Genomic DNA, 25,061 nt, shown 5'->3' with positions numbered 1-25,061 from the left:
TGATGGCGGTGCCGTTGCAGGCGCTGCCCAAGGAGGGGATATGCTTTCTACCCTGTTTTACCGTGTACTGCTGGCGATCCCAACCATGCTGGGCGTGGCGGCAGTCTGTTTTCTGCTGGTGCAGATCGCTCCCGGCGATCCCTTGGTATCGGTGATGCCGCCGGATGCATCCGAGTCGCTGCGCCATTCATTGATGCAGGCGTACGGCTTTGACAAACCGCTGCCGGTGCAGTTTCTACTCTGGTTGTGGCGGGCGCTGCAAGGTGACTTGGGATTGTCGGTAGCGACCGGCCGACCGGTGATTTCCGAAGTGATGACCGCCGTGTCCTATTCACTGCGTTTGGCTTTGCTGGCGACCAGCATCGGGTTTCTACTCGGCAGCCTGTTTGGTTTTGTGGCCGGTTACTTTCGCAACAGTGCGATCGATCGTATTGCATCGGTGCTGTCGGTCTTCGGCGTCAGTGTGCCGCACTACTGGCTGGGGATGCTGCTGGTGATCGTGTTCTGCGTAAAACTGGCAGTGCTGCCCGCCACCGGTGGCGGCCCGATCGGCGAGCCGGGATGGGCGTGGGACTGGGCGCATCTGCAGTTTATGGTGTTGCCGGCCATTACGCTGTCGGTGATCCCCACCGGCATTATTGCCCGTACCGTCCGTTCCCAGGTGGCGGATATCCTGAGTCAGGAGTTCATTATCGGTCTACGTGCCCGCGGGCTGAGCGAGTTTGGCGTTTTTCTGCATGTGATGAAAAACGCCGCGCCGACCGCGCTGGCGGTGATGGGGCTGCAAGTCGGGTATTTGATGGGCGGCTCGATTCTGGTGGAGACCGTTTTCTCCTGGCCGGGAACCGGCCTGCTGCTCAATACCGCCATCTTCCAGCGCGACTTGCCGTTGTTGCAGGGCACCATCTGGGTGCTGGCGCTGTTTTTTGTGCTGCTCAATCTGCTGGTGGATATCCTGCAAACCGCGCTCGATCCACGGATTAAAAGGAGCTGACGATGGTGGATACGGCAACGTCAAAAACGGCGATGGTCAGTACCGCGCCGGCGGCGACCGGCGGTTACTGGTCCGGCGTACTGATCCGTCTGCTGCGCGATCCGACCGGTATGGCTGTCGGCGGCGTGATTCTTTTGCTGCTGGCGCTGGCGGTGTTCGGCCCCTGGTTGATCGTTAAAGATCCCTATCAGACGTCTATGTTTATGCGTCTCAAGCCGATCGGCGCACCCGGCTTTGTCCTCGGCTCCGACGAGCTGGGTCGCGATATGCTGTCCCGGCTGATCCTCGGTACACGATTGTCGCTGTTTATGGGGATCGTCCCGGTCGTGTTCGCTTTTTTTATCGGTGGGGCCATCGGCATCATCGCCGGTTATGCCGGCGGACGTGTGAATACGCTAATCATGCGTACCATCGATATTTTCTACGCTTTTCCGTCGGTGCTACTGGCGATCGCGCTGTCCGGCGCGATGGGCGCAGGGATTGGCAACGCGCTATTGTCGTTGACGCTGGTGTTCGTGCCGCAGGTGACGCGAATCGCCGAGAGTGTGACGACGCAGGTGCGGCACATGGATTATATCGACGCGGCCCGCGCCACCGGCGCCAGCGCGTTTACCATCATTCGCGTGCAGGTGCTGGGCAATGTGCTGGGGCCTGTTTTTGTGTTTTCCACCGGGCTGATTTCGGTATGCATGATTCTGGCGTCCGGCCTGTCGTTTCTGGGGCTGGGCGTTCGCCCGCCGGAGCCGGAATGGGGGTTGATGCTGAATACGCTGCGTACCGCCATCTACACTCAACCTTGGGTGGCCGCCCTGCCGGGCATGATGATTTTCGTTACCTCGATTTCCTTCAACATTCTTGCGGATCGCTTGCGCGCCGCCATGGCTATCAAGGAGTAACGGATGCAGCCATTTATCAATGAGGATCTCGGTGGGCCGGCTCAGCCGCTGCTGACAGTGGATAATCTGGTCAAGCATTTTCATGTGCGCAAAGGCGCCGCGCACAGCGTGGTTCAGGCGGTGGATCACGTCAGTTTCGAGGTGAGAAAAGGGGAAACATTGGGGGTGGTGGGGGAATCGGGGTGCGGCAAATCCACCACCGCACGGTTGCTGATGCAGTTGTCGACACAGGATAGCGGTGAGCTGATTTTTGATGGACAGTCGGTCGGATCCGCTCGTTTGCCGATGAAATCCTATCGTCGTCAGGTGCAGATGGTTTTTCAGGACAGCTATGCGTCCCTTAATCCGCGTCTGACCATGGAAGAAAGCATCGCGTTCGGGCAGCGTGTGCACGGTATTCCCCGTCGACAAGCCAGCGAATACGCCCGCTATTTGTTGGCGCATGTTGGCCTGGAACCGTCGCGTTTTGCTCACCGTTATCCGCATGAGCTTTCCGGCGGCCAGCGGCAGCGCGTGAATATTGCTCGGGCGCTGGCGATGAAGCCGCGGTTGGTGATTCTTGATGAGGCGGTGTCGGCACTGGACAAGTCAGTAGAGGCGCAAGTGTTGCAGCTGCTGCTGGATTTAAAGCGAACGCTGGATCTGACCTATGTGTTTATCAGCCACGATCTGCATGTGGTGCGTTATCTTTCGGATCGCATTCTGGTGATGTACCTGGGGGAGGTGGTGGAGGTCGGCCCGGCGGAAGCGTTGTTTACCGACGCTAAACACCCTTATACCCGTGCGCTGCTGAGCTCGATGCCGTCGATGGATCCGGATAGCCGAACGCTGGAATCGCCGTTGTCCGGCGATCCGCCTAGCCCGATCGCACCGCCGTCCGGCTGTCGTTTCCATACCCGCTGCCCGCAGGCGAAAGCGGTGTGCGCTCAGCAAAAGCCGCGGCTGTTGAGTGTCGGCGACGATCATCACAGCGCCTGCCTGATGGCTCAGCCCGATTCACCGTATCACGGCAATTTCATTGACGTTCGGGAGGTGGTCGATGTCGCATGAGCGTTTTGTCAGTATTGATAATCTGCACGTCCGTTTTCGGCGCGGTGGACAGGTGATTGAGGCGGTCAACGGCGTTTCGTTGGACGTTGGGCGTGGAGAAGTGATGGCGCTGATTGGGGAGTCCGGCTCCGGCAAAAGCGTGACGCTGCGGGCGTTGATGCGGTTGCATCCCCCGCAGAGTACGACCATGAGCGGGGCTATCCACGTGGATGGCGAGGAGGTTCTGACGATGTCTCCCGCCGCGCTGCGGCGTTTCCGCGGTGCGAAAACGGCCATGATTTTTCAGGAGCCGCTGCTGGCCTTCGACCCAGTCTACAGCGTCGGCCAGCAGATAATCGAAGGGTTGCGCCGCCATGAAGGGCTTTCCTATCAGGCGGCGCGCCAGCGAGCGCTGGAAGCGTTGCGACAGGTGCGTATTCCCAGCCCTGAGCAGCGGCTTGACGCTTATCCTCATGAAATGTCCGGAGGAATGCGCCAACGGGCGATGATCGCGCTGGCGCTGTCGTGCCAGCCTGAACTGTTGTTGGCGGATGAGCCCACCACCGCGTTGGATGCCACAGTGCAGATCCAGATTCTGATTCTGCTGCGCGAACAACAGAAGGCGTTGGGGCTGGCTATTATCTTTGTCACCCATGATATCGGCGCCGCCGTGGAGATTGCCGATCGTGTGGCGGTGATGTATGCCGGGCGCATTGTCGAGGAGGCATCGCTGAAAGAGATCATGACGCAGCCGCGTCATCCTTACACGCAGGTACTGCTGGGTAGCCGCCACCGCGGGGGGCTGAAAAAAGGCGATGTACTGAAGTGTATCCCCGGATCGCCGCCGGATCTTTCCCGTTTGCCGCCGGGATGCGCATTTGCCGAGCGCTGCCCTCATGCCGGCCCGGCCTGCTCACAGGCGGTTCCCGAACAGGAAAGTGTGGCGGCGCGCCATGTGGTGAGCTGCCACCGCTGGCGTGAACTGCCGATTCCCTCGTTTGCCGCCCCTTGATGGAACATCGGGTTGACGACGATTCCCCTCCCTTATGCCCGGCGTTACGATTGCGCCGGGCGTTACTGCCGGAACTGACCTGACATTGCGTTTAAACAGGTTTTGTCGTTTCTTTGCTTTTCAAGCGCCCAATCTTGCTCTATCAATAGCACGTTGATTTTATCCAAGGAGTGTTCTTCATGGCGTTTCCTGCCTTTAAATGCATGATTTTTTTCGGTGCGCTTGGTCTGCTGACTGCGTGTAACGGCAGCGACGGCGGCGATAAACCGTCAGTCAATACACGTAAGTTGACCACCCTGGAGGGAAAAACCATGGGGACTTTCTACAGTGTGAAAATCAGTGGTGAATTACCGGAGGGACAGCCGCAACTGCAACAAGAAATCGATGCCTTGCTGGAACAGGCCAATAATGAGATTTCGACCTATCGCAAGGATTCCACGTTATCGCGTTTTAACCGTTATCAAGGCAGTGATCCGCAACCGATTAGCGGCGGCATGGCGGATATCATTCTGACCGCGCAACGTATCGGTCGGGCGACAGGGGACGCCATGAATATTACGGTAGGGCCTCTGGTCAACTTGTGGGGTTTTGGCCCGCAAAAGCAACCGGCGACCATTCCCAGCCAGCAGCAGATCGATGCTGCTCGTCAGAAGGTTGGGTTAAACCATTTGACATTGATAAGCAATGAGAAAGGCGAGTGGATCCAAAAGGATTTGCCGGATCTCTATGTCGATCTCTCCACGCTGGGTGAGGGATATGGCGCGGATCTGTTGGCGCAATTGATGACTCAAAAAGGGATCACCAATTATTTGGTGTCGGTGGGGGGGGCGATCTCCAGCCGTGGCGTAAATGCACAAGGGTTGCCCTGGCGAGTGGCGATCCAAAAACCGACAGACAAAGAGAATGCTATTCAGGCATCGGTGAACCTGCAAGGCTATTCGATCAGCACTGCGGGCAGCTATCGCAACTATTTTGAACAAAATGGCAAGCGTTACTCCCACGTTATTGATCCCGCAACCGGCAGGCCAATTACCCATCAATTGGTTTCCGCTACGGTGATAGCCAAAACCGCGTTGGAAGCGGACGGATGGGATACCGGATTGATGGTGCTGGGGACGGAAAAGGCATTGAAGTTAGCTGAACAGCAAAGCATGGCGGTATATCTGATTACCAAGACGGATAAGGGCTACGAGGCGGTCATGACCCCGCAGTTCAAGGCATTTCTATTACCTGAGCAGTAATAATGGTAATAAACCGTGCTGATGGCAGGTCGCCTTTGGTTGCCTGCCAAACCCAGTGCGACGCGCTACGCCAAATACAAAAAAGCCACCTGCTAAAAGGTGGCTTAATCATATGATTTTACTGTCAAAATTTGGTGGCCCCTGTTGGGTTTGAACCAACGACCAAGCGATTATGAGTTCTTACCGAAGCAACGGGAAATCAATGTTTTATCATACTTATCAGTGACATAATATGACATTGTTTGCCAAGAATTAGCCGTCATTCGCCGTTTCTGTCGCCACTTTATCGCCACTCATCGCCAGTGGGTTTAGTCTCACTGCATCCTCTAAATGGTCGGGGGCAAAATGTGCATAACGCATGGTCATTTTGATGTCGGTATGCCCCAGCACGCGCTGTAATACAAGAATATTACCGCCATTCATCATGAAATGACTGGCGAAAGTATGGCGCAAAACGTGGGTAAGTTGACCCGCTGGTAATTCGATGCCTGTTCTTTCCAGTGCTGACCGAAATGCGCCATAGCAATCAGTAAAAAGCCTTCCGCCTTTATCGGGTAGAGACTCGTAAAGCTCCTGGCTGATCGGAACGGTTCTGTTTTTCTTGCCCTTAGTGTTTATGTACGTGATTTTATATTTTGCGAGCTGGCTTTTCTTTAGCCCCTCAGCTTCTGACCACCTGGCTCCTGTAGCCAGGCATATTCTCACTACCGTTTCTAAGTCGCGGTGCTCATGCCGTTTGCATTCCGACAGCAGTAGAGCGATCTGATCGTGGGTCAGCCACGCCATTTCCATTTCTTCTGTGCGGAATGGGCGCATGTTTTTCAGAGGGTTTTCGCCTTTCCATTCGCCGAGCCTACCCAGCTCGTTGAACATTGCCCGGAAGTAAGTTAGCTCCAGATTTAATGTGCGAGGGGATACCTCCAGCACTCTATTCGATCGTGCGTATTTACCTCTGAGCCGCCCCTCCCTGTAGCGTGAAAACATTTGTGCATCGAAGTCGCGCGCAAGTGGTTCGCCCATGCATTCAAATGCGTGATGCATAGCGCCTTGGCGTTTGAGTCCATCGCGTAGTGTTATGCCGTGGGCGCTGTACCATGCGTCAACCAGCTCTTTTAGCGTGCGTCGGTCTTCTTTTTCTTCATTCCACGGGTTTTGTACTGTGTACTGCTCAAACGCCAGCGCTTCGCCTTTTGTGGCGAACTTCTTGCGAATGCGCCTCCCTTTCGCGCCGTTCGGGTATAGCTCACATATCCAGCCGCCATCAGGATTTTTGCGTACAGTCATCAGTTGACCTCGCTATACACACCTACAACACGGCCAATCGTTTTTATCTCATCAATTCCACATTCAAAAGGCACCTTACCACCTGCGACGTGCAGTCTTTTACCGGGCAGAACTGTTAGTTCTCTGAGGCTAATTGCGCCCTCGACATCAACAATCCAGAGGCCATCAGCCAGAGGGGCATCTTTCTCGATGATGTAACTTTTGCTTTCGCTTCTAACGCAGATAGCACTCTTTAGTGGTTTTTCAAAAAGCTCAGGGTCGATATTCAAAAACCCATTTTCCGTAAGTCGGCCTTCACTTAATGTGAACAATTGGATCTCGCAGGCTAAATTTAAGCGCTCTTCTGCTTTTAGCGGGCCTTGCCCCGTCAGGATCCATTTGATGCTAACGCCAGTTTCAAGAGCGCAAAATGCAGCGAAATCGTAGGAGACATTGCCCCGTGTGTAGCGGTTTTGCAGCGTACTAGCTGCGATATTGAAATGGTTTGCGAGCTGGATTTTCTGTGTGAATCCGTAGACCTGACAGATTCTATCTAAAACTTCTTCGTTTGAAATTTGGCTTTCAAAGTCCATAAATCGCAATTCCAAGTTGACTAATGCGATTAATCGCATTAGGATTCGATTGTTGGTGGTAGTTGATGGCAAACGCCGGCAAAACTTTAGCTATCACTGTCTGAAATTTTCAAATAAGGAATCATGCAACATGGCTTCTGAAATCGCAATAATTAGGCTCCCTGCGCCTGTTGTGACCCTTCAGCAGTTCGCAGAACTTGAGGGAGTGTCAGAGCGCACTGCTTACCGTTGGACAACCGGTGATAACCCTCGCGTACCCATCGAACCGCGCAAGATCAAGAAAGGCTGTAAAAAAGCGGGCGGCCCGATTCGTATCTACTACGCGCGCTACAAAGAAGACCAGATGCGCGCCGCGCTGGGGCACTCCCATTTCAAAATTGTGTTTGATAATTCACTTTATGGGAATCAGCGAGGTTTAGACCATGTTTGATTACCAGGTGGATAAACAACCGCATTTCAACGACGCCTGCCGACAGTTCGCCCAGCGTCACAACCTTGAGGCCGTGGCGGCAGCGGTCGGTATGCGCTCGCAGATGCTGCGTAACAAGCTGAACCCCGAACAACCGCATAAGCTGACGTGCGAAGAGTTGTGGCACATCACGGACGTTACAGAAGACCCGACGCTGATTGATGGCCTGCTGGCTCAAATGAAGTGCATGCCAGCCGTGCCCATGAATGAGGCAAAGCCGGAACGGCTAACCACCTACGTTTTAGAAGCGACTGCCGCCGTTGGCGCTGTTGCTGCTGGCAGCGTATCAACTGAACGCCTGACGCAAACCGGGCGTCACGATTTCATCGGTAGCGTGAATTCCGGTATTCGATTTTTGTCACTCGTTGGGCTGTCAATTCAGGCCCGCATCCAGCAAAACCCCACGATTTCCGCGACTGTTGACGTTATCAGCGGAATCGGCGCGGGTTTGAGCTGAAAGAATAAAAACAACATCAGGGAAAACACGCGCCGGGCGTGTCGAAACATCCCGGCTTCATTCGCAAGCGCCTGACAGCAGGCGGTTACTAATGGGGAATGTTTGGAGGTTTTATGTCTGCAACAGCAAATCGGATATATGACGTCACAATTACGCCCGATAACGTCGCGGCGTATCAAGCCGGGATTCGGCACCTGTCCGGCATTCGCCGCAAGCTGCTGAATGTCGATCCAGGCGAACAGCTGGAAATGCATTTGGAGCGACTGGGCGACGCCGGAAAAACCAAAAGTATTATTTATTTCTGCGCAGGAATTACCCGCGACCGTCACGGAATTAAATTCCGCGAGTTATCAGCAGATGAACAGTCAGCAGTAAGAAAAGCCATGCTGGCATTATTTGTTGATATTAATTCCATCCCGAAAAATCTGATTTAACCACGGAATAAAAAATCAGGCGCTTTATTGCGCCGGGATTTTTATTGCCCAAAAACAGAGAGGCATATATGCGAAATATCGAAACACGACAGATGACTACTGATGCCAGCGGCATGCTGCCGTTGCTGACTCAGGCAAGACTTGATGAACGCGCCGACCAGTTGTTTTCCATGTCTGTACGGCTGGAGGCGCTGGCAATTCACGCGCAGCAGCATGAAATGAATGCCGTTGAAATCATTGAGCTGATGCGGAAAGAAGCTGCCCGCTTTGAGCATTCATCGCAGGAGCTGCGCTAATGGATTCCATCGATCAGGCTCAGGAACGCGAGCAATTCATTCGTGAAAACCAGATTAAGAAGGCCCGGCAACCGCTGGGCCGTATTGCATCCGCTTTTACCTGCGAAGAATGCGACGCGCAGATCCCAGAGGCCCGCCGCGCCGCTCTGCCGGGTGTCTCGCTGTGCGTGACATGTCAGGAAATCGCCGAATTGAAAAATAAACACTACCGAGGAACGGCATTATGAAACACGTAATGATTGATTTAGAGATATTGGGTAAAAATAAAAATGCACCGATTGCATCCATCGGGGCGGTATTTTTTGAGCCGGAAACCGGCGAATTAGGCGAGGAATTTTATTGCCGCGTCGATTTTGAAAATGACATGAAAAACGGCGCGATCCCAGATGGAGACACTATTAAATGGTGGCTGAAACAGCCGTCGGAAGCGCGCGCGGAATTGGTCAGTGATGATGCAATCCCGATATGGGATGCCGTAAATAAGTTTAGCGATTGGCTGACAGATAATGCCGATGACCTGAATAAAGTAAAAGTGTGGGCTAATTCACCGTCATTTGACTGCGTTATTTTGTCTGCGGCGTTTGAGCGCGCGGAAACTGATATTCCGTGGAAATACTGGAATGAATGTGACGTCCGGACGATGAAGCTGGTCGGTCAGGCGCAGGGGGTTGATTTGCGCCTGTTCACCGGCACGGCGGTGCATCACGCGCTGACCGATGCCGTTAATCAGGCGGGGTTGGTTTCTGCCGTGCTTCGGGCGCTTGCAATACAAAGCACTGCCGCGTCAATGGTGCCGGACGAAATAGCACGCGAGTTAATGATTCGCGGCGTAGAGCGCTTGGGTGCCTATATCGTATCAATGGGTTTTCCATATGATGACGATTGGGCGATGCTTGAGAAATGTGTGGATTCATTCATTAAGCAGCAGCGCCCGGCGACCCCTGAAGGCGGTGACAAATGATCCGCCCGATCATCAAATGGGCGGGCGGGAAAACCCGCGTACTGCCCGACCTGTTACCGCACCTGCCGGATGCTGATTGTCTCATAGAGCCGTTTGTTGGCGGCGCGTCAGTGTTTCTGAATACAAATTATCGCCGCTACGTGCTCGCCGATATCAACGCCGATTTGATTAATTTATATCGCGTTGCTACTCGTCACACCGATGAGTTGATTTCATCCGCTCGCGGGTTGTTTGCTCACGGCAACAGTGCTGATGCATATGCAGATAATCGCAACCTGTTTAACTCCCTGTCGCCTGCCGCGAGCGTTGAAAAAGCAGCGCTGTTTCTGTACCTGAACCGCCACGGCTTTAACGGCGTGTGCCGCTACAACAAGGCCGGGGCGTTTAACGTCCCGTTCGGCAAATATTCACAGCCGTATTTCCCGGGCGACGAGATTCGGTTGTTTGCAGAAAAAGCCCGCGACACACACGCTATTTTTATCTCCGCATCGTTCAAACACACGCTATCTCTGTTCGCTGAAAGCGGAACGGCTATCTATTGTGACCCGCCATATCTGCCCGCCTCCGACACCGCGAATTTTACGCAATACCACACCGCCGGATTTACCGCCGCCGAACATCAGGTGTTAGCTGATGCGCTGCTGGACGCAAACAGGCGGCACGGCATTCAGTGCGTGATTTCAAACAGCGACACCCCTGCAACACGCGAGATTTACCGCCATTTCGGGCTACATGAAATCAGCGTGCAGCGTTCGGCCGGTGCGAATGCGACAACCCGTGTTGCAGCGAAAGAGGTTATCGGTGTACTGGGCTGCGGCGGTCGCGGCTGCGGTGTGTGTCCGGACTGTGTACCTGTGTGGTGGAGGCTGGATATGGCTGCACCCGCGCAGGGTGAAGTGGGGGTGTTTTGATGATAGACACTCGCTGCTTCCAACCCGATGCAATCAACGTTATTAGCGTCTCGGGCGGAAAAGACAGTCTGGCTCAATGGCTGGTCGCTATTGAGAACGGCATAACCCCTGTTTTGGTGTTTGCGGATACCGGCCACGAACACCCACAAACAATGGAATATCTGGATTATCTGGAGTCCCAACTGGGGCCAATCCGGCGTGTACGTGCATCGTTTGATGACCGCATCGCGGGTAAGCGTCGTTTTATTGCCGAGCGCTGGCCGGTCACGCTGGTAACAGAATGCGGCATGACAGATGCCGAGGCCGACGCAACGATACAGCGTGCGCTGGCTGTTCTGTACCCCACCGGTATCCCGTTCCTTGACCTGTGCATGTGGAAGGGAAGATTTCCATCCACTAAAGCCCGCTTTTGTACCTTTGAACTGAAGCACGCTCCGGTACGTGATCAGGTTGTTATTACAGCGCTGGCAGAATACGACGAGGTAATTTCATGGCAGGGCGTCAGGGCCGAAGAGTCACCGGCCCGGGCAAAGCTGCCTGAGTGGGAGGAGGATGCGGACAACACGCCGGGTCTGCATGTCTATCGGCCGATTTTACGCTGGTTACATGCGGATGTATTCGCTATCGCCCAGCGTCACGGCATCAAACCGAATCCGCTCTATCAGCAGGATTGTAGCCGGGTTGGCTGTATGCCATGCATCCACGCCAATAAGGCCGAGTTGGCAGCGATATTTGCACGCTGGCCGGAGGAAATTGAACGTGTCGCTGAATGGGAGCGGATTGTCGCTGCGTGTTCACGTCGCGGGAACTCCACATTCTTCCCTGCTACGCAAGACCCGCACAAGGCGCAGCGCCGCATAGAGTGTATTACCGTCGAGTCACACGGCATCAAAACCTATCGCGATTGGGCTATGACGACTAGGGGGGGGCGGCATTTCGATCTATTTGCGGGGTTAAACGACCAGTCGGTTTGCAGCAGCGTTTATGCCGGGGTTTGTGAGTGAGTGAGTCAACACAAACATGGGCCTACTCGTGGAATCAGCCGCTAACTGCCATAGGCACGGCAGCAGCGGAACCCCCAGCAGCAATTAAATATAACAACCACCTGGCACCGGCTGACCGGCGTCAGGTGTCGTTGTTTGAAATTGCGCAACGCGACGAAAAACCAAACCGGGTAAAGGCACTGCGCCGCCGTCTGGCGGCGTTGCCGCACTACGTGCGCCGGTATTACGTCCAGCGCGTCACAGATATTGAACAAAAACAGGGTATACGGCGAGCCAATAGCTATCTGATCAACTCGTTTGACAGGTATGTATTGCCGCGCCTGGATGCCGTCAGTGACCGCTATCGTTTGGGGATAGTGCCGGGCCTGCTGATGTCTTTCCGTGACGATTTTCACCGCCTGCCGTACGCCGGCCGGCGCGACCTGAAACGGCTGGCCGCCAGGCTGACCGACTGTTTCACCGCTGAATTCCAGCGCGAATCCGATCATCACTTGGTCGCGTCTGGCGATGTCGAATTTTCCATTCTCTATGCATATGGTCGCGTCGCGTGGCTGGTGTCTCACCTGAACATGACTGCGCCGGGGTGGTTTGATTATTGTCAGTGCCGGTTGACCGCTGATGCCGCACTGCGGGCGATGGCCCGCCTTGAGTCGCCGGGATGGTGGCTGCGTCGACTTGTGCGTATTCACGATCAGTGGCGTGAGCACCTGATGATTGCTGCTGGTTACGTCCACAAAAGGGCGACGCCCTACATCAGCGAGCCAGCGCTAAAAGAGTGGCAGGCGCAAAAGAAAGCCAACCGCGAGTTTTTGAAATCCCGCGAACTGGAAGATCAGGACACCGGCGAGCGGTCATCACTGATCGACAAAGTAATGGGTAGCATTGCGAATCCCGCTATTCGTCGCGCCGAGTTGATGACCCGGATGCGCGGCTTTGAAGATATCGCGGTGCGTGATGGGCTGGCCGGGGAGTTTTACACGCTGACCGCGCCGTCAAGTTATCACGCTATGCACAGTGACGGGAAACGAAACCAGCGTTACAACGGCAGCGACCCGCGCGACACGCAGCGCTATTTGTGTCGCGTCTGGTCGCGCGTACGCGCGAAATGGAAGAGGAACGGCATCCGGGTTTACGGGTTCCGCGTCGCCGAGCCGCATCACGATGAGACGCCGCACTGGCATTTACTGCTGTTCATGCGCCCGGAACATGTCGAATTGGCCCGAGATATCTTTCGTGCTTATGCCTTGCAGGAGGATGGCGGTGAGCCGGGGGCGGACAAGGTGCGATTTACGGCAAAGCCAATCGATCGTAACAAGGGGTCTGCAACTGGCTATATCGCCAAGTACATATCAAAGAATATCGACGGTTACGCGCTGGATGGTGAATTGGACGATGAAACCGGCCAGCCGTTGAAGGATTCCGCCCGTCGCGTCAGTGCATGGGCCAGCCGCTGGCGTATCCGCCAGTTTCAACAGATCGGCGGCGCACCTGTTACTACTTACCGCGAGTTGCGCCGCCTGCAAGGGCGCGATTTGTGGTTTCACCCGGTCATATCACCCGCGCACATAGCCGCAGATACAGGCGATTGGGCGGGATACACCGATGCCCAGGGCGGCCCGCTCGTTGAGCGTCGCTATCTGCGTGTGTGCCTGCATTATGACATCACGGAAAACGGCAATGATTACGGGGATGATGTCAGCCGGATCTCTGGTGTTTACGCCCCGGTATCCGGGCCGGAATCAGTAATTTTTACACGCACTGCCACCTACAAGATTGTTCCAAAGACCAGCGCCGATGCGGGTTTGGCCGTTGACCTACAGGGCGCCCCGCGCCCCCTTGGAGTTCTGTCAATAACTGTACGCGATGGGCATCAGGAGGCCGGAGAGGCGGCCGGTGGTGGGCCTGTCGCCCCGCGCAGTATAGACAGTGATGACTGTGCCAGCTGCGGCGCGGTCATGGATTTTGACCGGTTGAGCCGCGAGGAACGGCGCGACCTGCTGGATCGGTTGGTTGCTTCGTCAGGGAAACGGCGACACCGTGGCGGTGATGGGGCTGATGTGTATGACCCTGATGATTTTGTTTCTCAGATCCGTGATTCAGCCAGGTCTATCGGCTGGGATGCTGCGGCAGGGGAGGCGGCCAGGCTGTCAGCTGGTCATTCGATTGATGTTCGCGGACGGAAGTATTACGCGCGCAGTGACGGTGAGTTGTACCGCGGGCCGGAGAGGCGGACGGTTGATCAGGCTGATCTGATGCGCCGGGTGGTGGCGCTGCGTGAGTTAGGTAGCGAGCCAGGCGCATGAGTTTGTGTGTGGCGGCCGGTGCTGCCACGGCGCTCGGGTGAGCGGCGGGGATTCACCTAAATGAATCTGTTTTCCGGCTTGTCGGTTTTCCACCGAACGCTTCTCTGGCGCGCAGGTCAGCATCCTGCATTCACCACAGATCAACATTATCACATGTTGGCCAGAACAGACAAAAACGACTGTGCTGCAGATCGTACGCACAGACAAAAATATCTATGTGGTACCAACGGGGGACGTATGGGCTATCTGGGGAGTAAAGGCGCGTCAGGCGCATATCAGAAAATCATCGCAGCGATGCCGCCGCATGATACGTATATCGAAACGCACCTGGGCGGCGGCGCAGTGATGTTGAGAAAGCCGCCGGCATTGCGGAACGTCGGAGTGGATATCGACAGTGAGGCATTGAGAAATTTTTCTGTTGGGCACTCTATCGGTGCTGGCGAGTTACAACACGTTTCGCTGATAGAAGCTGATGCTGTTGTTTTCTTATGTGAGTTTGATTTTGTTAGCGCGGGCCGGGTGCTTATCTATTGTGATCCGCCGTACGTGCCGGAGACGCGCACAAGCCGGGCGCGATACCGGTATGAGTATACGGTCGAGCAGCATCAAGAGCTAATTGCGGTATTGCGCAGTGTGCCGGCCGGCGTCAGCGTCATGATCTCCGGCTATCCGTCCGCGCTGTACGATGAATGGCTGGGGGATTGGCGGTCGATAACGTTCCAGGTGATGACGCGCGGCGGGGTGCGTACCGAGCAACTTTGGATGAATTACCCGGAAGGGGCGGCATACGATGCGGCTTTTGCAGGTGAAAACTACATCGACAGACAACGCATAAAGCGTAAGGCGGCGCGCTGGGCGGAAAATTATCGGGCTATGTCTCCTGCTGAACGACTGGCGATCATGTCTGCGTTGATGAGTGTTGATGGCGATGTTTGATTGTTTTTCGTCAGAATGAAAACAAATATTTACCGTAACTAATATTTTGAATTGAAAACATTGTTTTGAGCATCATATACTGTATTTATATACAGTTATTTTGTGAGGTGCGGGCGTGGAAAATATGGAAGTTGTTATTTTAATTGAGAGAATAGCGTTGATTGCACGTCTGGGTGAACTGCAGGATATGGGTATACGAGAGCATGAAATTGCGTTGATGTGGATCCGTGACATGGTTGCGGATTTTGCTGATCGCGGATGCTATGCGGTTGGCCATCAAGGTGATAAGTCAGGCTTTCATAATTAGATAATAAGCAATTTGTTGTAATTAATCCTGTGTTATCTTATTATTATCTTATCCCAAGCGGATATGCTCTTTAAAAACTGAGGAAACAGATGGTAAAGGTGAACTGGTCAAGGAAGGCGCTGAAGCAGCGTCTGACCATCGACAAGCGGTATCAGAAAGCCATAAGTGAAAAGGTGACTGAGCTTGAGAGTTTCCCCTCTGTCAGATTGGATATCGTCCCGCTAAAGGGGAAAGACGATATGTTCAGGCTAAGGGTTGGCGACTATCGGATCATTTTCCAAATCATTAAGGGCGAGCCGGTGATCTGCGAAATCAAAGAAGTTAAACGCAGAACGTCAACAACCTACTAATCAGGCGGGGAAACCCGCCCGTTTCCTCAATGACATAAGAAGACCGCGACTCATAGAAACCCGGATAAAAAATATGTCAAAACTGCAATATATCAATGATGTGAACGGTAAGCCGCAATTTGTGGTGTTACCGATAGACGTGTATGAAAGCCTGCTATCCAATGATGAGAGCGGGTATGAATCTATTCCTTATGCTGCCGATGAACATGATGATGAATCCGTGCCGAATGAGGTGGTCAACATTATGTTTCGTGATGATATCAGCCTGCTTGCCGCCTGGCGCGTTTACCGAGGGCTGTCACAGTATGATGTTGCGGAGCGGCTGGGTACAACACAATCAGCGGTTTCGCAGTGGGAAGCGAAAGACTCCCGCCCGCAAAAGAAAACCCGTCAGAAGCTGGCTGAGCTTTACGGATGCAGACCTGAACAGATGATTCTGTGATTTGCTGATGCTGTCGATGAACCCCGCTACTGTGCGGGGTTTTTTTTATTGGGTGAAAATCGCTGCAAAATTTCTGCGCACAATTGCACAAAAAATCTGATGGTGTTTACCCCCTTCCGGGCCAGTCGTGGCGCGGGTTTCCATGAACTGCAAAGATGCACAAAAAAACACGATTTTCGCGTGCGGGCGCTGCGGGGAGCTCCTCGCGCGCTGAGGGGTGATATAGGGGTGGTGTTATTCACTCGTTTTTGCTGCGTCAGAACGCCGTGGTAATGCGATGTGTGGTGTGTCGTTGCGTGGACGCAGGTCGCGCGCGTGCTGCTCTGCGGGGCGCTGAGGCGGTATTGTGGGGTGTGGTGTGAGTGGGGAATGAAACGGGCCGATCAACTGGCGGCCCGTGGGGTGTGGCAATGTGAGCGTGAGTATTTTTGAATGTTAACCGGCGGCAAGTGCGTACGGGTTGAACCGGATCACGTCAATGCCAAGCCAGTCGTTCAGCTCCTTGAGTGTCTCCATGATAGGTGTCAGCTCGTTGATAGAGAACACCCGCGCCGCTTTTTCAATGTCGCCAAACCCCCCGGCGTTGCTCGGCATGATCCCCATCAGAACGGGTGGCACGCGGTGCGCGGCCAGCATGTCATCGCGCGTAGCGTCCTTGATACCCGTGAATTCATCCTTGGCCGCGATCTGGCTGAACGGCAGGATCTGCAAACCGTCTTTCTTGCCGCCCGGCGCGTGGACGAACAGGTTTTTAAACGCGCCCTGGCCGCGCGCGTCTTTCAGCGAGCGTTTTAGTTTGTCAACGTCGGTGGTGTTGGTGATCGGGTCGGTCAGGTAGACGATGACGCCAGCGTGAGAACCGTTGATGTAGTAGTTGCGGCGGAATAGCGTTGCTTCGCCATTCAGTAGAGCGGAGTGCAGCACAGCCATATATTCCGGCGAGCCGTAGATCTCTTGGTGGATGCTGGGATTGCGCACATGAAATACGCTGCCGTGCTGGAATTGATAGTCTGGGTTGTAATACGTGACGAACCAATATTGATCAGGCTCAGTACCGCACCGGGTGTATTTGGCGTGGGCGTGGTGCAGCGTCAGCGGCTGATTGAACCGGTTGCGCCGTAATTCCAGATATGCGTTACCGAATATCAAAAAATCGAGCACGAAGGCTTTGAATGCCTGCCGAGTTAGCAGGGGGTGAGGCTGGTAGCAGGATGCGATTACGTTGGCTTTGAATGCCAACGGTGACTGATGATGCACGGCAACATCAAACATGCGCGCGATGCCGTAGGGGTTGATCGGCGGCTCATACCATTGTCCGTTGTTTGCGCATTCCATGCAGTCCAGCAGGTCGCGCTGATCCATGACGGGTGTGGGGTCGCCAAATGAAAATGATTCCACCCCTGATGTGGACTGCTGTTGCGCTAATTCGCCTTCGATCGCCTGCGATGTCATGGCCGTGCCGCCGCTGCTGCACTGTCGTTTCTTACGTGTCATCAGAATTCCTCAATAAAACCATTTGTTCCGCCGGAATCACTGTTCAGCGGTTCGTTTTGTAATGCGTGCATCGTTGCCCAGGCGATATCTCCATGGCTGGCGTTTTTAGTGCGGTCTGAGGCATACGTGATCATGCCTCCAGGGGTTTGCAGCTTGCGTACGGTCATGAATGACGTCACTAGTGACATGTTGCCTGCGTCGTACTCAAGGCGACCAGAACGTATAACCAGTTGCGCTTTGAGTACCAGTAACCGCTTGACTGATGGGGAGTATTGGAACTTGACCGCCGCCGGGAAGAATTTCAGTACCAACTGATGCACGGCATCACCGATGCCCGTGCCGTCGATTCCGATGTATTGCACGTTGTAGCGCTGCGTCAGCTCTTTAATGGCTTCGGCTTGTTGCTCAAACGTCAGGCCGCGCAGCTGGCGTGTCTCAATTACGCGGAATTTACCTCCCGCTACAGACGGCGGAGCGACAACAGATATCCCGGCATTGTCGCCTTGTCCGCTGCCGCCGTTCGGGTCATAACCCAGCCATACTGGTGTATTGCCCAGCGGGCGCAGGGTGTACGGTCGCCAGTCAGGCCAGACGTGATCGTTGTAGCCATCAACGCTGCACCGTACCAGCGCGTTGTAGTCGAATGCGCGTTCGCCGCGCTTCACGAATATACACTCGTACAGGTTGGCGAATTCGTCTGGGCTGTTTTCCTGATGAATTTCTGCCAGGCTGATTTTGTCGAATCCTTGACTCAGCACGTCATGAATAGTCACAACTTGACGCCAAATATTATCTGGACACAATTTTCCGTTTTTCAACGCCTTGTGTGATGTGTCAATGCTGACACGCTCGGAATGCGGTCGTGACTCGTTGTAGTGCTCGCCTGTCCAGAATTCGTAGGCTTCGTGCTCTTCGCTGGACGGTGTTGAAAAGTAGGTGCGGCGTAGCCCTGTATGTGTCGCCATGCCTGCTGCCACTCTGCGCAATTCAATGAAGTTTCCGATCCAAAATGCCTCATCGAGATACAGATCGCCGGTGTAGCTCTGCGCTGACGCTGCACTGGTGCCAAGAAAAAATAGAATGGCACCGTTTGACAGCATGATAGCGTCTCCGCCTTTCAGCTCGACACCGACCTCACGGGCAAGCAGCTGAATGAAGCGCTTGAATTGGAACGCCTGCGCGCGACTTGCTGATAGAAAAATCTGGTTGTTGCCGGTTTCCAGCGCTCGTAACAGCGCCTCCCGCGCGAAGTACCACGACGCCCCAATCTGACGTGATTTCAGAATGAATCTGTTACGCCGGTTACGCTGTTTGTACCAGCGTTTTTGATGCTCGTAGAGGCTATCCAGTACCAGCGCGCGCAGGTTTTCTATCTGCTCGTCGGTGAAGTGGTTTTTCGGTGTTGCCTTCCGTTCCTTCCGCTCTTTTGACCTGATTTCATCGCGTGAAAATCGCTCCAACTGTCGTCCCAGCAAATCAATCAGTTTGAAGTCATGCGGGGTCGGATCCTCTTTCTCGATCAAGCGCAGATAGCGAGCCTCGGTCACTTCTTTGGTTCTCTCGATGGGCGTGCTGCTGTCCCAGCTATCGCGGCGTCGCCAGGAATACAGTGTGTTAGCGCTGATGCCTAGGCGCTCTGCGATCTGGGGAATGGTGTACGCCTGCCAATAGAGGCGTTTTGCGTCGGTGCGGATGTCGTTTTCCATGCCAGCAGGCTACCGCGCGCGGGCGTGGCACCGTAGCGGCGTTGATTGTCCGGAAGCGGTGACAAACAGCAGTAATGGCGCGGTGTGGCACTGACGGGGATGATGGCTGTGCAGAACATGAGAGAGCCATTACACGAGGGTTAACATGCCGATTTCAAAACCGTTTATCGCCGCTGTTGAGGGCGTTGCCTGTGATGGCCGCCCGATCGAGCGGGTCTGGATCACGCAGATGGCGAAAAACTTTAACAGCCAGGTGCGCGGCGCTCGCGTCAATCTGGAACACATCAAAGGGTATTCGCCGACCAGTGATTTTCGGGCGTATGGCGATGTGGTCAGCGCTAAAGAGGTTACTGTCCCCGATGGCCCGCTGAAAGGGAAGGCCGCACTGGAGCTGGTGATCGATGCCACGCCTGATCTGGTCGCGTTGAGCAAGCGGCGTCAAAAAATATACCCGAGCATTGAGATTCATCCGTCGTTTTCAAATACCGGCGAGGCCTATTTGATGGGGCTGGCGATGACCGATGACCCGGCCAGTCTCGGCGTCGGCATCCTGGAATTTAACGCCGGATGTAAAGGCAAGGGCCCGCTGGACAGTCGCAAGAGTACACCGGAATGTCTGTTTACCGCGACAACGGACGATGTCGGGGTTGTGCTGGAATTTGAAGAGGATGTGCCAGCAGGTGAAAGCGGTGCCAGCTTCTTTTCACGCATCAAAGAGTTGCTGACCGGCAACCAGCAAAAATTCAGTCAGGAAAACGGCGAGATACGTCAGGCCATTGAGGCTGTTGCCGAGAGTCAGCGCGGTGTGCTGGATAGCATCAGCCAATTCAGCGCGATCAAGCAGGAAAACGCGACGCTGAAACAGCAGGTCGGCGAGTTATCGCAGTCTGTGACGGACTTAAAAGCAACGCTGGAACGGCAGGACGGTAATTTCTCACAGCGGCCGCGGGCAACGGGCAACAACAGTCAGAGTGATGCCGTTCTGGCTGATTGCTAACCAATTTTTTACCGATTAACGGAATGTATTTATGAAAAATGAAACCCGCGTCCTCTGGGACGGCTATGTCCGCCGACAGGCGGAGCTGAACGGCGTCAACGAGGCGCATGTCGCTGCGCAATTCTCAGTGGCTCCGTCTGTACAGCAGACAATGGAAAACAAAATTCAGGCCAGTGACGAGCTGCTGCAAAAAATCAATATCATGCCGGTGTCTGAAATGGAGGGCGAAAAACTGGGGCTGGGGATCAGCGGCCCGGTGTCGTCATCCAATTCATCCGGCACGGAACGCCGCGAGCCGCGCAGCGTTCACACGCTGGACAACAATAAATATCGCTGCGAGCAGACCAACAGCGATACGTTCATCACCTATTCCCAGCTGGACTCGTGGGCGAAATTCAACGATTTTCAAGCGCGCATCAGTCAACAGGTCATCCGACGTAAGGCGCTGGATCGCATTATGATCGGCTTTAACGGCACGAACCGTGCCGCCAAGTCTGATTTGACACAGAATCCGCTGTTGCAAGATGTGAATATCGGCTGGTTGCAGCAGTACCGCAACAACGCACCGGCGCGCGTGCTGAAAAACGTCACACTGACCCATCGCGACGATGAAAACAAAGTCATCGCCAAAGGCATGTACGGTAACTATGACGCGCTGGTTTTTGATGCTGTGAATTCACTGCTGGATGAATGGTTCCGCGAGTCCCCTGATTTGGCTGTGATCACAGGTCGCCAACTGTTGACCTCGCGCGATTTCCCGATCCTGAACGCCATCAGTACCACGAACCCCAATTCCGAGGCGATGGCCGGCCAGTTGATTGTTTCCCGCAAGTCGATTGCCAATCTGCCGACGTTTATCGCGCCTTATTTCCCTGCAGGGTCAATCCTTGTGACGCCATTTAGTAACCTGTCGGTCTATTACCAAGAGGGGGCGCAGCGCCGAATGGTCAAGGACGAGCCGGAATACAATCGCATAGCTACGTATGAGTCGACAAACGATGCGTATGCCGTTGAAGACTACGGCGCGGGCTGTCTGATCGAAGGCATTACATTCGCCGGGTCAGAAGCAGCGTAATCATTGTTAGCAGGGCCGGTATTCCGGCCTAACAGGGGGCAACATGCTGACACCTGCACAACGGCATTTTCAGTCGGTCTCTGCGCGTCACCGGGGGTTGTCTGATGCCGTGCATCACAACACAGCGTATGAGCAACAGCTACATCGGCTCCGGCTCGATCAGTCACAGTTGCATGAGATTCAGTCAAGCCAGTCTAAAGCGCTGCTAAAGCGCGAACTGCTGCCCAATTATCAGGGGTGGATTGACGGCGCATTGGCGGCAGACACCGGCCAGGCCGATGAAGTGCTGGTTACGATGATGGTGTGGTCGATTGATGTCGGCGACATATCCGGCGCGCTGCGCATCGGTGAATACGTGATCCGCCACAGCCTGCCCATGCCAGACCGGTACAAACGTACGGCCGCGACGGTGCTGGTCGATGAGATTTGCGATCCGGTGCTCGCTGCGTTTAAAGCGGATGCAGCCCGCGCGCCGCTCGATGTCGCGCTGTTGTTGCAGCTCAATGCGCTGACCGCCGGGGCGGACATGCCGGACATGGTGCGCGCCAAGCTGTACAAGTCAATCGGCTACACATTGAGGCTCAGCTCGCATGAATTGACCGCCGCGCGCGAGTGGTTACAGCGTGCCATTGCACTGTTTGACGGCATCGGCGTGAAGCGCGATATCGAAATTCTGGGGCGGGCAATCAAGAAAGCGGCGCTGGCAGACGGAACTGATAACGGGGACGACGCGGGCGCTAATCATGGTGACAACGCTGAATCAGAATCGGATCCAACGGTGTGGGAACCCATGGCGTCACCACCCGCACCGCCGCCGGAAAAGCCGGTGCGGCAACCGCGTCAACCTGCGCGCGCTGCCAGCAAGGCGAAAGCAAACAAAAGCACACGCGCTAAGCGCACTGTGTAACTGAATGTGCCCCCGCGCACCCAGGCGGCACGGTGCGGCAATTGCGGTTTGTCCGTTCGTTGTCGCGCCGTCCACCGCCTGACCCATCTGAGCTAGGAGCTACGCTATGAGCATGATGTTTCCTGAACCTGTTGATGATGCCGCTCTGGCAGATGTTGACGACGGCGGGGCTACGGTCAGCAGTTCGGCATTCTGGCCGGTGATCAATCTTGCTGCGCTACGAAAGGCGATGCGGCTGGATGGGGCTGTGACGACAGACAGGCTGATGGATAAAACCATAGAAGCGGTCGCCAGCGTCAATGAACAGTTGCGCGAATACCGCGCAGAACAGGAGCGGACGGGTGCGGCGGCGCTCGGTGATGTTGAGGCCGAAGCGATCAACGGTGAGTCGGTGTTGGTCTGGCGTTACCTCCGGGCGGTGTATTCAACAACAAAGGCGTTGCTAACAGAAGGCTACCGCGACATTGACACGACGAAAGAAGGCGAGAAGCACGCCGCCGCGCTGACGTCGCAGATAGACACGCTGTGGCGGGATGCGCAGTGGGCTATACGCGATATCCAGGGGGTCGGGCGTGGTTTGGCGGAATTGGTCTGATGCAGGTGATCGCAACGCAAAACGACACGGTGGATCTGTTGTGCTGGCAGTATTACGGCAAAACGTCCGGGGTGACAGAAGCCGTTTACGCGGCAAATCCGGGGCTCTGCGATGTGGGGCCGCTATTGCCGGCAGGAACGGTCATCATACTGCCAGATGATACCGTTGCTGCGCTGCGGGACACTGTACAACTCTGGGATTAAAGGATTATTGACATGAATGAAAGCGAAAAGAGCATTGTCACGCTGTTCATTATCGGTGTGTTGATCGCGGTAGGAAAAGTGCTGGCCGGCAGTGAACCGATCACGCTGCGGCTGTTTATCGGCCGGGTATTGCTCGGTGGCTTTGTCTCCATGATGGCCGGGGCGGCGCTGGTGCAATTCCCCACGCTGTCGCCCCTGGCGATTAACGGAATCGGGGCCGCGCTGGGTATCGCTGGCTATCAGACTATCGAGTTACTGATCCAGCGCCGCGCAGCCAGTCGGGGCGGGGAGGACGTGCAATGAACGCCCTGAACATGACCGCCTTTCTCGACATGCTGGCGTTTTCAGAGGGCACGGCGACACACCCGCTGACGAGAAATCGCGGCTATGACGTCGTTGTGACCGGCATGGACGGTAAACCGGAGATTTTCACCGACTACCGAGATCATCCGTTCGCGGGCGGGCGACCTGCCAAGGTTTTCAACAAACAGGGCCAGCGCTCTACCGCAGCGGGGCGCTATCAACAGCTCTACCGTTACTGGCCTGCATACAAGGCGCAGTTGAAACTGCCGGATTTCGGGCCCGAATCACAGGACGCACTGGCTATCCAGCTGATCCGCGAGCGTCGCGCATTCAATGACGTGATCACCGGGCGTATCGCGAGTGCGATTGTTGCGTGCAATAACATTTGGGCGTCACTGCCTGGTGCGGGCTACGGCCAGCGTGAACATAACATCGAAAAACTGCTAGCGGTTTTTCGGCAGGCGGGCGGGGTTTTGGCTTGACCGCTTATCACTGTAACAACAATGAGAGGTAGTGATGAATTACATTTTGGAAAGACTGAAGGAGCCGTCTACGTGGCGCGGGATCATCCTGTTTGTGGCGGGCGTGTTTGGCGTGCAACTGGGTGTGGATACCCAGGCGCTGGTAGTGTCGGCGGGCGTGACAGCGGCCGGGGTAGTTGGCGCGGCTCTGCCGGACAAGTGGAAGTAAGGCGATAAGGGCGGGCGCTGCCTGCCCATTGCGGGGTTATTATGCTGAAACCTAAGTTGCTACGACAGGAAATTAGCCGCATGGTGCCGTGGGTGCGTGCGAACCCCGATCGCCTGGCGTTATATGTGCCGCGCGGTCACGTCGTCGGGCGGGGTGGTGCCTCTGCGTCGTTTGAATACCGGTACACGCTGGAAGTGCTGGTGATGGATTTTCCCGGCAGTACCGACGATATCATGCTGCCGATCCAGCTATGGGCGCGACAGTATGAGCCGGAGCTGTTGTTTAATCCGGACAATCAGAAAAACGGCATCACGTTCGAGGTGGATATCCTCAACAACGACGCGATCGACCTGCTGGTAAAAATCCAGGTGACGGAAGCCGTCGCGGTGACGTCGGCGAACGGAAAGCCGGTTGTCCGCCACCGCGCTGACGCGCCGCCGGATCTAATGGAAGGGATGGACGGCTGGGCGATAGCTGTGCGCGATATGTCCAGCACAGTCAGCGGTGATGCTGCGGGTGACAAATGAGTGACGACGCGCTGTTTCATGAACTGGATGCATATCTGCAAACAGTTAAGCAGCATCTGGCAGATAACCAGCGCCGACGGCTGTCGCTGCAGCTCGCCGCCGGGTTGCGTCAGCGTCAGCAAAAGCGCATCAATCAACAGAAAAACCCGGATGGCACGCCATACGCCGCGCGCCGCCGTGCTACACGACGCACTCAGGGCGGCATCCGGTTTCTCTGGAATAACGATGTGCGCGAGTTGCGGAACTGGCGTAACAGCCGGGGCCGTGGCGGTCGCATGATCACCGGCTTTGACGTTGAGCGTGGCGCGCTGCGCTCGTTCTTCCGCGCGGACATTGAGCGGTACCTGTCTATCGATATCAACAAAACCACTAAGACCACACAGCGCAAAGACAAGATGTTTCGCCGTCTGCGTACGGCGCGATTCCTGCGCACGTCGGCACAGTCTGACGGCGTAGAGGTTGGGTTTTCCGGACAGGCCGCCGCCATTGCCAGCATTCACCAGTATGGCGAAGCGGAACAACTGGGGCGCTCGCGTGTGCAGTATCCGGCGCGTGAACTGCTGGGTCTGTCTGAAACAGACATTGACTGGATGGCAGACACCATCGTGAGTGCCATTCAGCCGCCGTGATTGTCGCCATCCGCTGACAACCGCAACACATTGCCCG

General features: G+C 55.2%; 31 protein-coding genes and 1 pseudogene. 28 read left to right on the top strand and 4 right to left on the bottom strand.

The window, feature by feature from the left end; genetic code table 11:
• Positions 1-40 precede the first annotated feature (40 nt).
• The 5 genes from HEP82_RS08795 (at position 41) to apbE (ending at position 5,172) form a co-directional block, all read left to right on the top strand.
• On the top strand, positions 41-994 hold the full coding sequence (locus HEP82_RS08795) for an ABC transporter permease (protein WP_192457732.1): 954 nt from the start codon (positions 41-43) through the stop codon (positions 992-994).
• A 2-nt stretch (positions 995-996) separates the two neighbouring features.
• Positions 997-1,890: an ABC transporter permease gene (locus tag HEP82_RS08790; protein WP_192457731.1), complete on the top strand. Its 894-nt coding sequence runs from the start codon at positions 997-999 to the stop codon at positions 1,888-1,890.
• A gap of 3 nt (positions 1,891-1,893) precedes the next feature.
• Entirely contained in the window at positions 1,894-2,940 is a 1,047-nt protein-coding gene (locus HEP82_RS08785) for an ABC transporter ATP-binding protein (protein ID WP_192457730.1), read from the top strand.
• Positions 2,930-3,931 (top strand): ABC transporter ATP-binding protein, encoded by a 1,002-nt coding sequence (locus tag HEP82_RS08780; RefSeq protein ID WP_192457729.1) that lies wholly within the window; start codon positions 2,930-2,932, stop codon positions 3,929-3,931. Before HEP82_RS08785 ends, HEP82_RS08780 begins: the two co-directional genes overlap by 11 nt.
• Before the next feature lie 179 nt (positions 3,932-4,110).
• Positions 4,111-5,172 carry an FAD:protein FMN transferase ApbE gene (gene apbE, locus HEP82_RS08775; RefSeq protein ID WP_015855032.1) on the top strand — a complete coding sequence of 354 codons (1,062 nt, stop codon included), beginning with the start codon at positions 4,111-4,113 and terminating at the stop codon, positions 5,170-5,172.
• A gap of 252 nt (positions 5,173-5,424) precedes the next feature.
• Here the strand turns inward: apbE and HEP82_RS08770 are convergent, their stop codons facing one another.
• Positions 5,425-6,456 carry a phage integrase gene (locus tag HEP82_RS08770; protein ID WP_192457728.1) on the bottom strand — a complete coding sequence of 344 codons (1,032 nt, stop codon included), beginning with the start codon at positions 6,454-6,456 and terminating at the stop codon, positions 5,425-5,427.
• The gene (locus HEP82_RS08765; RefSeq protein WP_192457727.1) at positions 6,456-7,028 is read right to left on the bottom strand and encodes a phage repressor protein CI; all 573 of its coding nucleotides are present in this window, start codon (positions 7,026-7,028) and stop codon (positions 6,456-6,458) included. Before HEP82_RS08765 ends, HEP82_RS08770 begins: the two co-directional genes overlap by 1 nt.
• 130 nt (positions 7,029-7,158) lie before the next feature.
• Here HEP82_RS08765 and HEP82_RS08760 point away from each other — a divergent pair, with 130 nt between their 5' ends.
• The 13 genes and pseudogenes from HEP82_RS08760 (at position 7,159) to HEP82_RS08700 (ending at position 15,898) form a co-directional block, all read left to right on the top strand.
• Positions 7,159-7,458, top strand: coding sequence for a hypothetical protein (locus HEP82_RS08760; protein ID WP_192457726.1), 300 nt, complete (start codon positions 7,159-7,161; stop codon positions 7,456-7,458).
• Positions 7,451-7,954 (top strand): phage regulatory CII family protein, encoded by a 504-nt coding sequence (locus tag HEP82_RS08755; protein ID WP_192457725.1) that lies wholly within the window; start codon positions 7,451-7,453, stop codon positions 7,952-7,954. Before HEP82_RS08760 ends, HEP82_RS08755 begins: the two co-directional genes overlap by 8 nt.
• Positions 7,955-8,067: 113 nt before the next feature.
• Positions 8,068-8,388 (top strand): DUF5347 family protein, encoded by a 321-nt coding sequence (locus HEP82_RS08750; RefSeq protein ID WP_192457724.1) that lies wholly within the window; start codon positions 8,068-8,070, stop codon positions 8,386-8,388.
• A gap of 68 nt (positions 8,389-8,456) precedes the next feature.
• On the top strand, positions 8,457-8,684 hold the full coding sequence (locus tag HEP82_RS08745; protein WP_192457723.1) for a DUF2732 family protein: 228 nt from the start codon (positions 8,457-8,459) through the stop codon (positions 8,682-8,684).
• Positions 8,684-8,911 carry a TraR/DksA family transcriptional regulator gene (locus HEP82_RS08740; RefSeq protein WP_192457722.1) on the top strand — a complete coding sequence of 76 codons (228 nt, stop codon included), beginning with the start codon at positions 8,684-8,686 and terminating at the stop codon, positions 8,909-8,911. The genes HEP82_RS08745 and HEP82_RS08740 overlap by 1 nt, the downstream gene beginning before the upstream one ends.
• Positions 8,908-9,474: pseudogene (locus HEP82_RS08735) on the top strand (3'-5' exonuclease); the annotation flags it as partial. The gene HEP82_RS08740 and the pseudogene HEP82_RS08735, both read left to right, overlap by 4 nt.
• 167 nt (positions 9,475-9,641) lie before the next feature.
• Positions 9,642-10,556, top strand: a complete 915-nt coding sequence (locus tag HEP82_RS08730; RefSeq protein ID WP_192457720.1) for a DNA adenine methylase — start codon at positions 9,642-9,644, stop codon at positions 10,554-10,556.
• Positions 10,556-11,560: a phosphoadenosine phosphosulfate reductase domain-containing protein gene (locus HEP82_RS08725; RefSeq protein WP_192457719.1), complete on the top strand. Its 1,005-nt coding sequence runs from the start codon at positions 10,556-10,558 to the stop codon at positions 11,558-11,560. The genes HEP82_RS08730 and HEP82_RS08725 overlap by 1 nt, the downstream gene beginning before the upstream one ends.
• Positions 11,557-13,863: a replication endonuclease gene (locus tag HEP82_RS08720; RefSeq protein WP_243061609.1), complete on the top strand. Its 2,307-nt coding sequence runs from the start codon at positions 11,557-11,559 to the stop codon at positions 13,861-13,863. Before HEP82_RS08725 ends, HEP82_RS08720 begins: the two co-directional genes overlap by 4 nt.
• Positions 13,864-14,100: 237 nt before the next feature.
• Positions 14,101-14,799 carry a DNA adenine methylase gene (locus tag HEP82_RS08715; RefSeq protein WP_192457795.1) on the top strand — a complete coding sequence of 233 codons (699 nt, stop codon included), beginning with the start codon at positions 14,101-14,103 and terminating at the stop codon, positions 14,797-14,799.
• A gap of 115 nt (positions 14,800-14,914) precedes the next feature.
• Complete coding sequence (locus HEP82_RS08710; protein ID WP_192457718.1) at positions 14,915-15,106, top strand: hypothetical protein; 192 nt, start codon at positions 14,915-14,917, stop codon at positions 15,104-15,106.
• Between the two features lie 89 nt (positions 15,107-15,195).
• The gene (locus HEP82_RS08705; protein ID WP_192457717.1) at positions 15,196-15,456 is read left to right on the top strand and encodes a type II toxin-antitoxin system RelE family toxin; all 261 of its coding nucleotides are present in this window, start codon (positions 15,196-15,198) and stop codon (positions 15,454-15,456) included.
• A 73-nt stretch (positions 15,457-15,529) separates the two neighbouring features.
• On the top strand, positions 15,530-15,898 hold the full coding sequence (locus HEP82_RS08700) for a helix-turn-helix domain-containing protein (RefSeq protein WP_192457716.1): 369 nt from the start codon (positions 15,530-15,532) through the stop codon (positions 15,896-15,898).
• Positions 15,899-16,333: 435 nt separating this feature from the next.
• Here HEP82_RS08700 and HEP82_RS08695 read toward each other — a convergent pair whose 3' ends face one another.
• Both HEP82_RS08695 and HEP82_RS08690 read right to left on the bottom strand, forming a co-directional pair.
• A complete protein-coding gene (locus HEP82_RS08695; protein ID WP_192457715.1) occupies positions 16,334-17,392 on the bottom strand; it encodes a phage portal protein in 1,059 nt (352 codons plus the stop codon).
• The gene (locus tag HEP82_RS08690; protein WP_192457714.1) at positions 17,392-19,098 is read right to left on the bottom strand and encodes a terminase large subunit domain-containing protein; all 1,707 of its coding nucleotides are present in this window, start codon (positions 19,096-19,098) and stop codon (positions 17,392-17,394) included. The genes HEP82_RS08695 and HEP82_RS08690 overlap by 1 nt, the downstream gene beginning before the upstream one ends.
• A gap of 145 nt (positions 19,099-19,243) precedes the next feature.
• Here HEP82_RS08690 and HEP82_RS08685 point away from each other — a divergent pair, with 145 nt between their 5' ends.
• The 10 genes from HEP82_RS08685 (at position 19,244) to HEP82_RS08640 (ending at position 25,024) form a co-directional block, all read left to right on the top strand.
• Positions 19,244-20,095: a GPO family capsid scaffolding protein gene (locus tag HEP82_RS08685; RefSeq protein ID WP_192457713.1), complete on the top strand. Its 852-nt coding sequence runs from the start codon at positions 19,244-19,246 to the stop codon at positions 20,093-20,095.
• A gap of 31 nt (positions 20,096-20,126) precedes the next feature.
• Positions 20,127-21,170 (top strand): phage major capsid protein, P2 family, encoded by a 1,044-nt coding sequence (locus HEP82_RS08680; RefSeq protein WP_192457712.1) that lies wholly within the window; start codon positions 20,127-20,129, stop codon positions 21,168-21,170.
• 43 nt (positions 21,171-21,213) lie between these two features.
• The gene (gene gpM, locus HEP82_RS08675) at positions 21,214-22,077 is read left to right on the top strand and encodes a phage terminase small subunit (protein WP_192457711.1); all 864 of its coding nucleotides are present in this window, start codon (positions 21,214-21,216) and stop codon (positions 22,075-22,077) included.
• A gap of 106 nt (positions 22,078-22,183) precedes the next feature.
• Positions 22,184-22,672, top strand: a complete 489-nt coding sequence (locus HEP82_RS08670; protein WP_192457710.1) for a head completion/stabilization protein — start codon at positions 22,184-22,186, stop codon at positions 22,670-22,672.
• Positions 22,672-22,875, top strand: a complete 204-nt coding sequence (locus tag HEP82_RS08665) for a tail protein X (protein WP_192457709.1) — start codon at positions 22,672-22,674, stop codon at positions 22,873-22,875. Before HEP82_RS08670 ends, HEP82_RS08665 begins: the two co-directional genes overlap by 1 nt.
• Positions 22,876-22,887: 12 nt before the next feature.
• Positions 22,888-23,178, top strand: coding sequence for a phage holin family protein (locus HEP82_RS08660; RefSeq protein ID WP_192457708.1), 291 nt, complete (start codon positions 22,888-22,890; stop codon positions 23,176-23,178).
• Complete coding sequence (locus HEP82_RS08655; RefSeq protein ID WP_192457707.1) at positions 23,175-23,660, top strand: glycoside hydrolase family 24 protein; 486 nt, start codon at positions 23,175-23,177, stop codon at positions 23,658-23,660. The genes HEP82_RS08660 and HEP82_RS08655 overlap by 4 nt, the downstream gene beginning before the upstream one ends.
• A 34-nt stretch (positions 23,661-23,694) precedes the next feature.
• On the top strand, positions 23,695-23,868 hold the full coding sequence (locus HEP82_RS08650) for a hypothetical protein (RefSeq protein ID WP_192457706.1): 174 nt from the start codon (positions 23,695-23,697) through the stop codon (positions 23,866-23,868).
• A 41-nt stretch (positions 23,869-23,909) separates the two neighbouring features.
• On the top strand, positions 23,910-24,395 hold the full coding sequence (locus HEP82_RS08645) for a phage tail protein (protein WP_192457705.1): 486 nt from the start codon (positions 23,910-23,912) through the stop codon (positions 24,393-24,395).
• On the top strand, positions 24,392-25,024 hold the full coding sequence (locus HEP82_RS08640) for a phage virion morphogenesis protein (RefSeq protein WP_192457704.1): 633 nt from the start codon (positions 24,392-24,394) through the stop codon (positions 25,022-25,024). The genes HEP82_RS08645 and HEP82_RS08640 overlap by 4 nt, the downstream gene beginning before the upstream one ends.
• The last annotated feature ends 37 nt before the right edge of the window (positions 25,025-25,061 follow it).

The organism is Musicola keenii (assembly GCF_014855505.1).
Taxonomy (GTDB): Bacteria; Pseudomonadota; Gammaproteobacteria; order Enterobacterales; family Enterobacteriaceae; genus Musicola; species Musicola paradisiaca.
The sequence above is the reverse complement of the archived record's forward strand: the minus strand, read 5'-3'. Positions and strand labels throughout refer to the sequence as shown.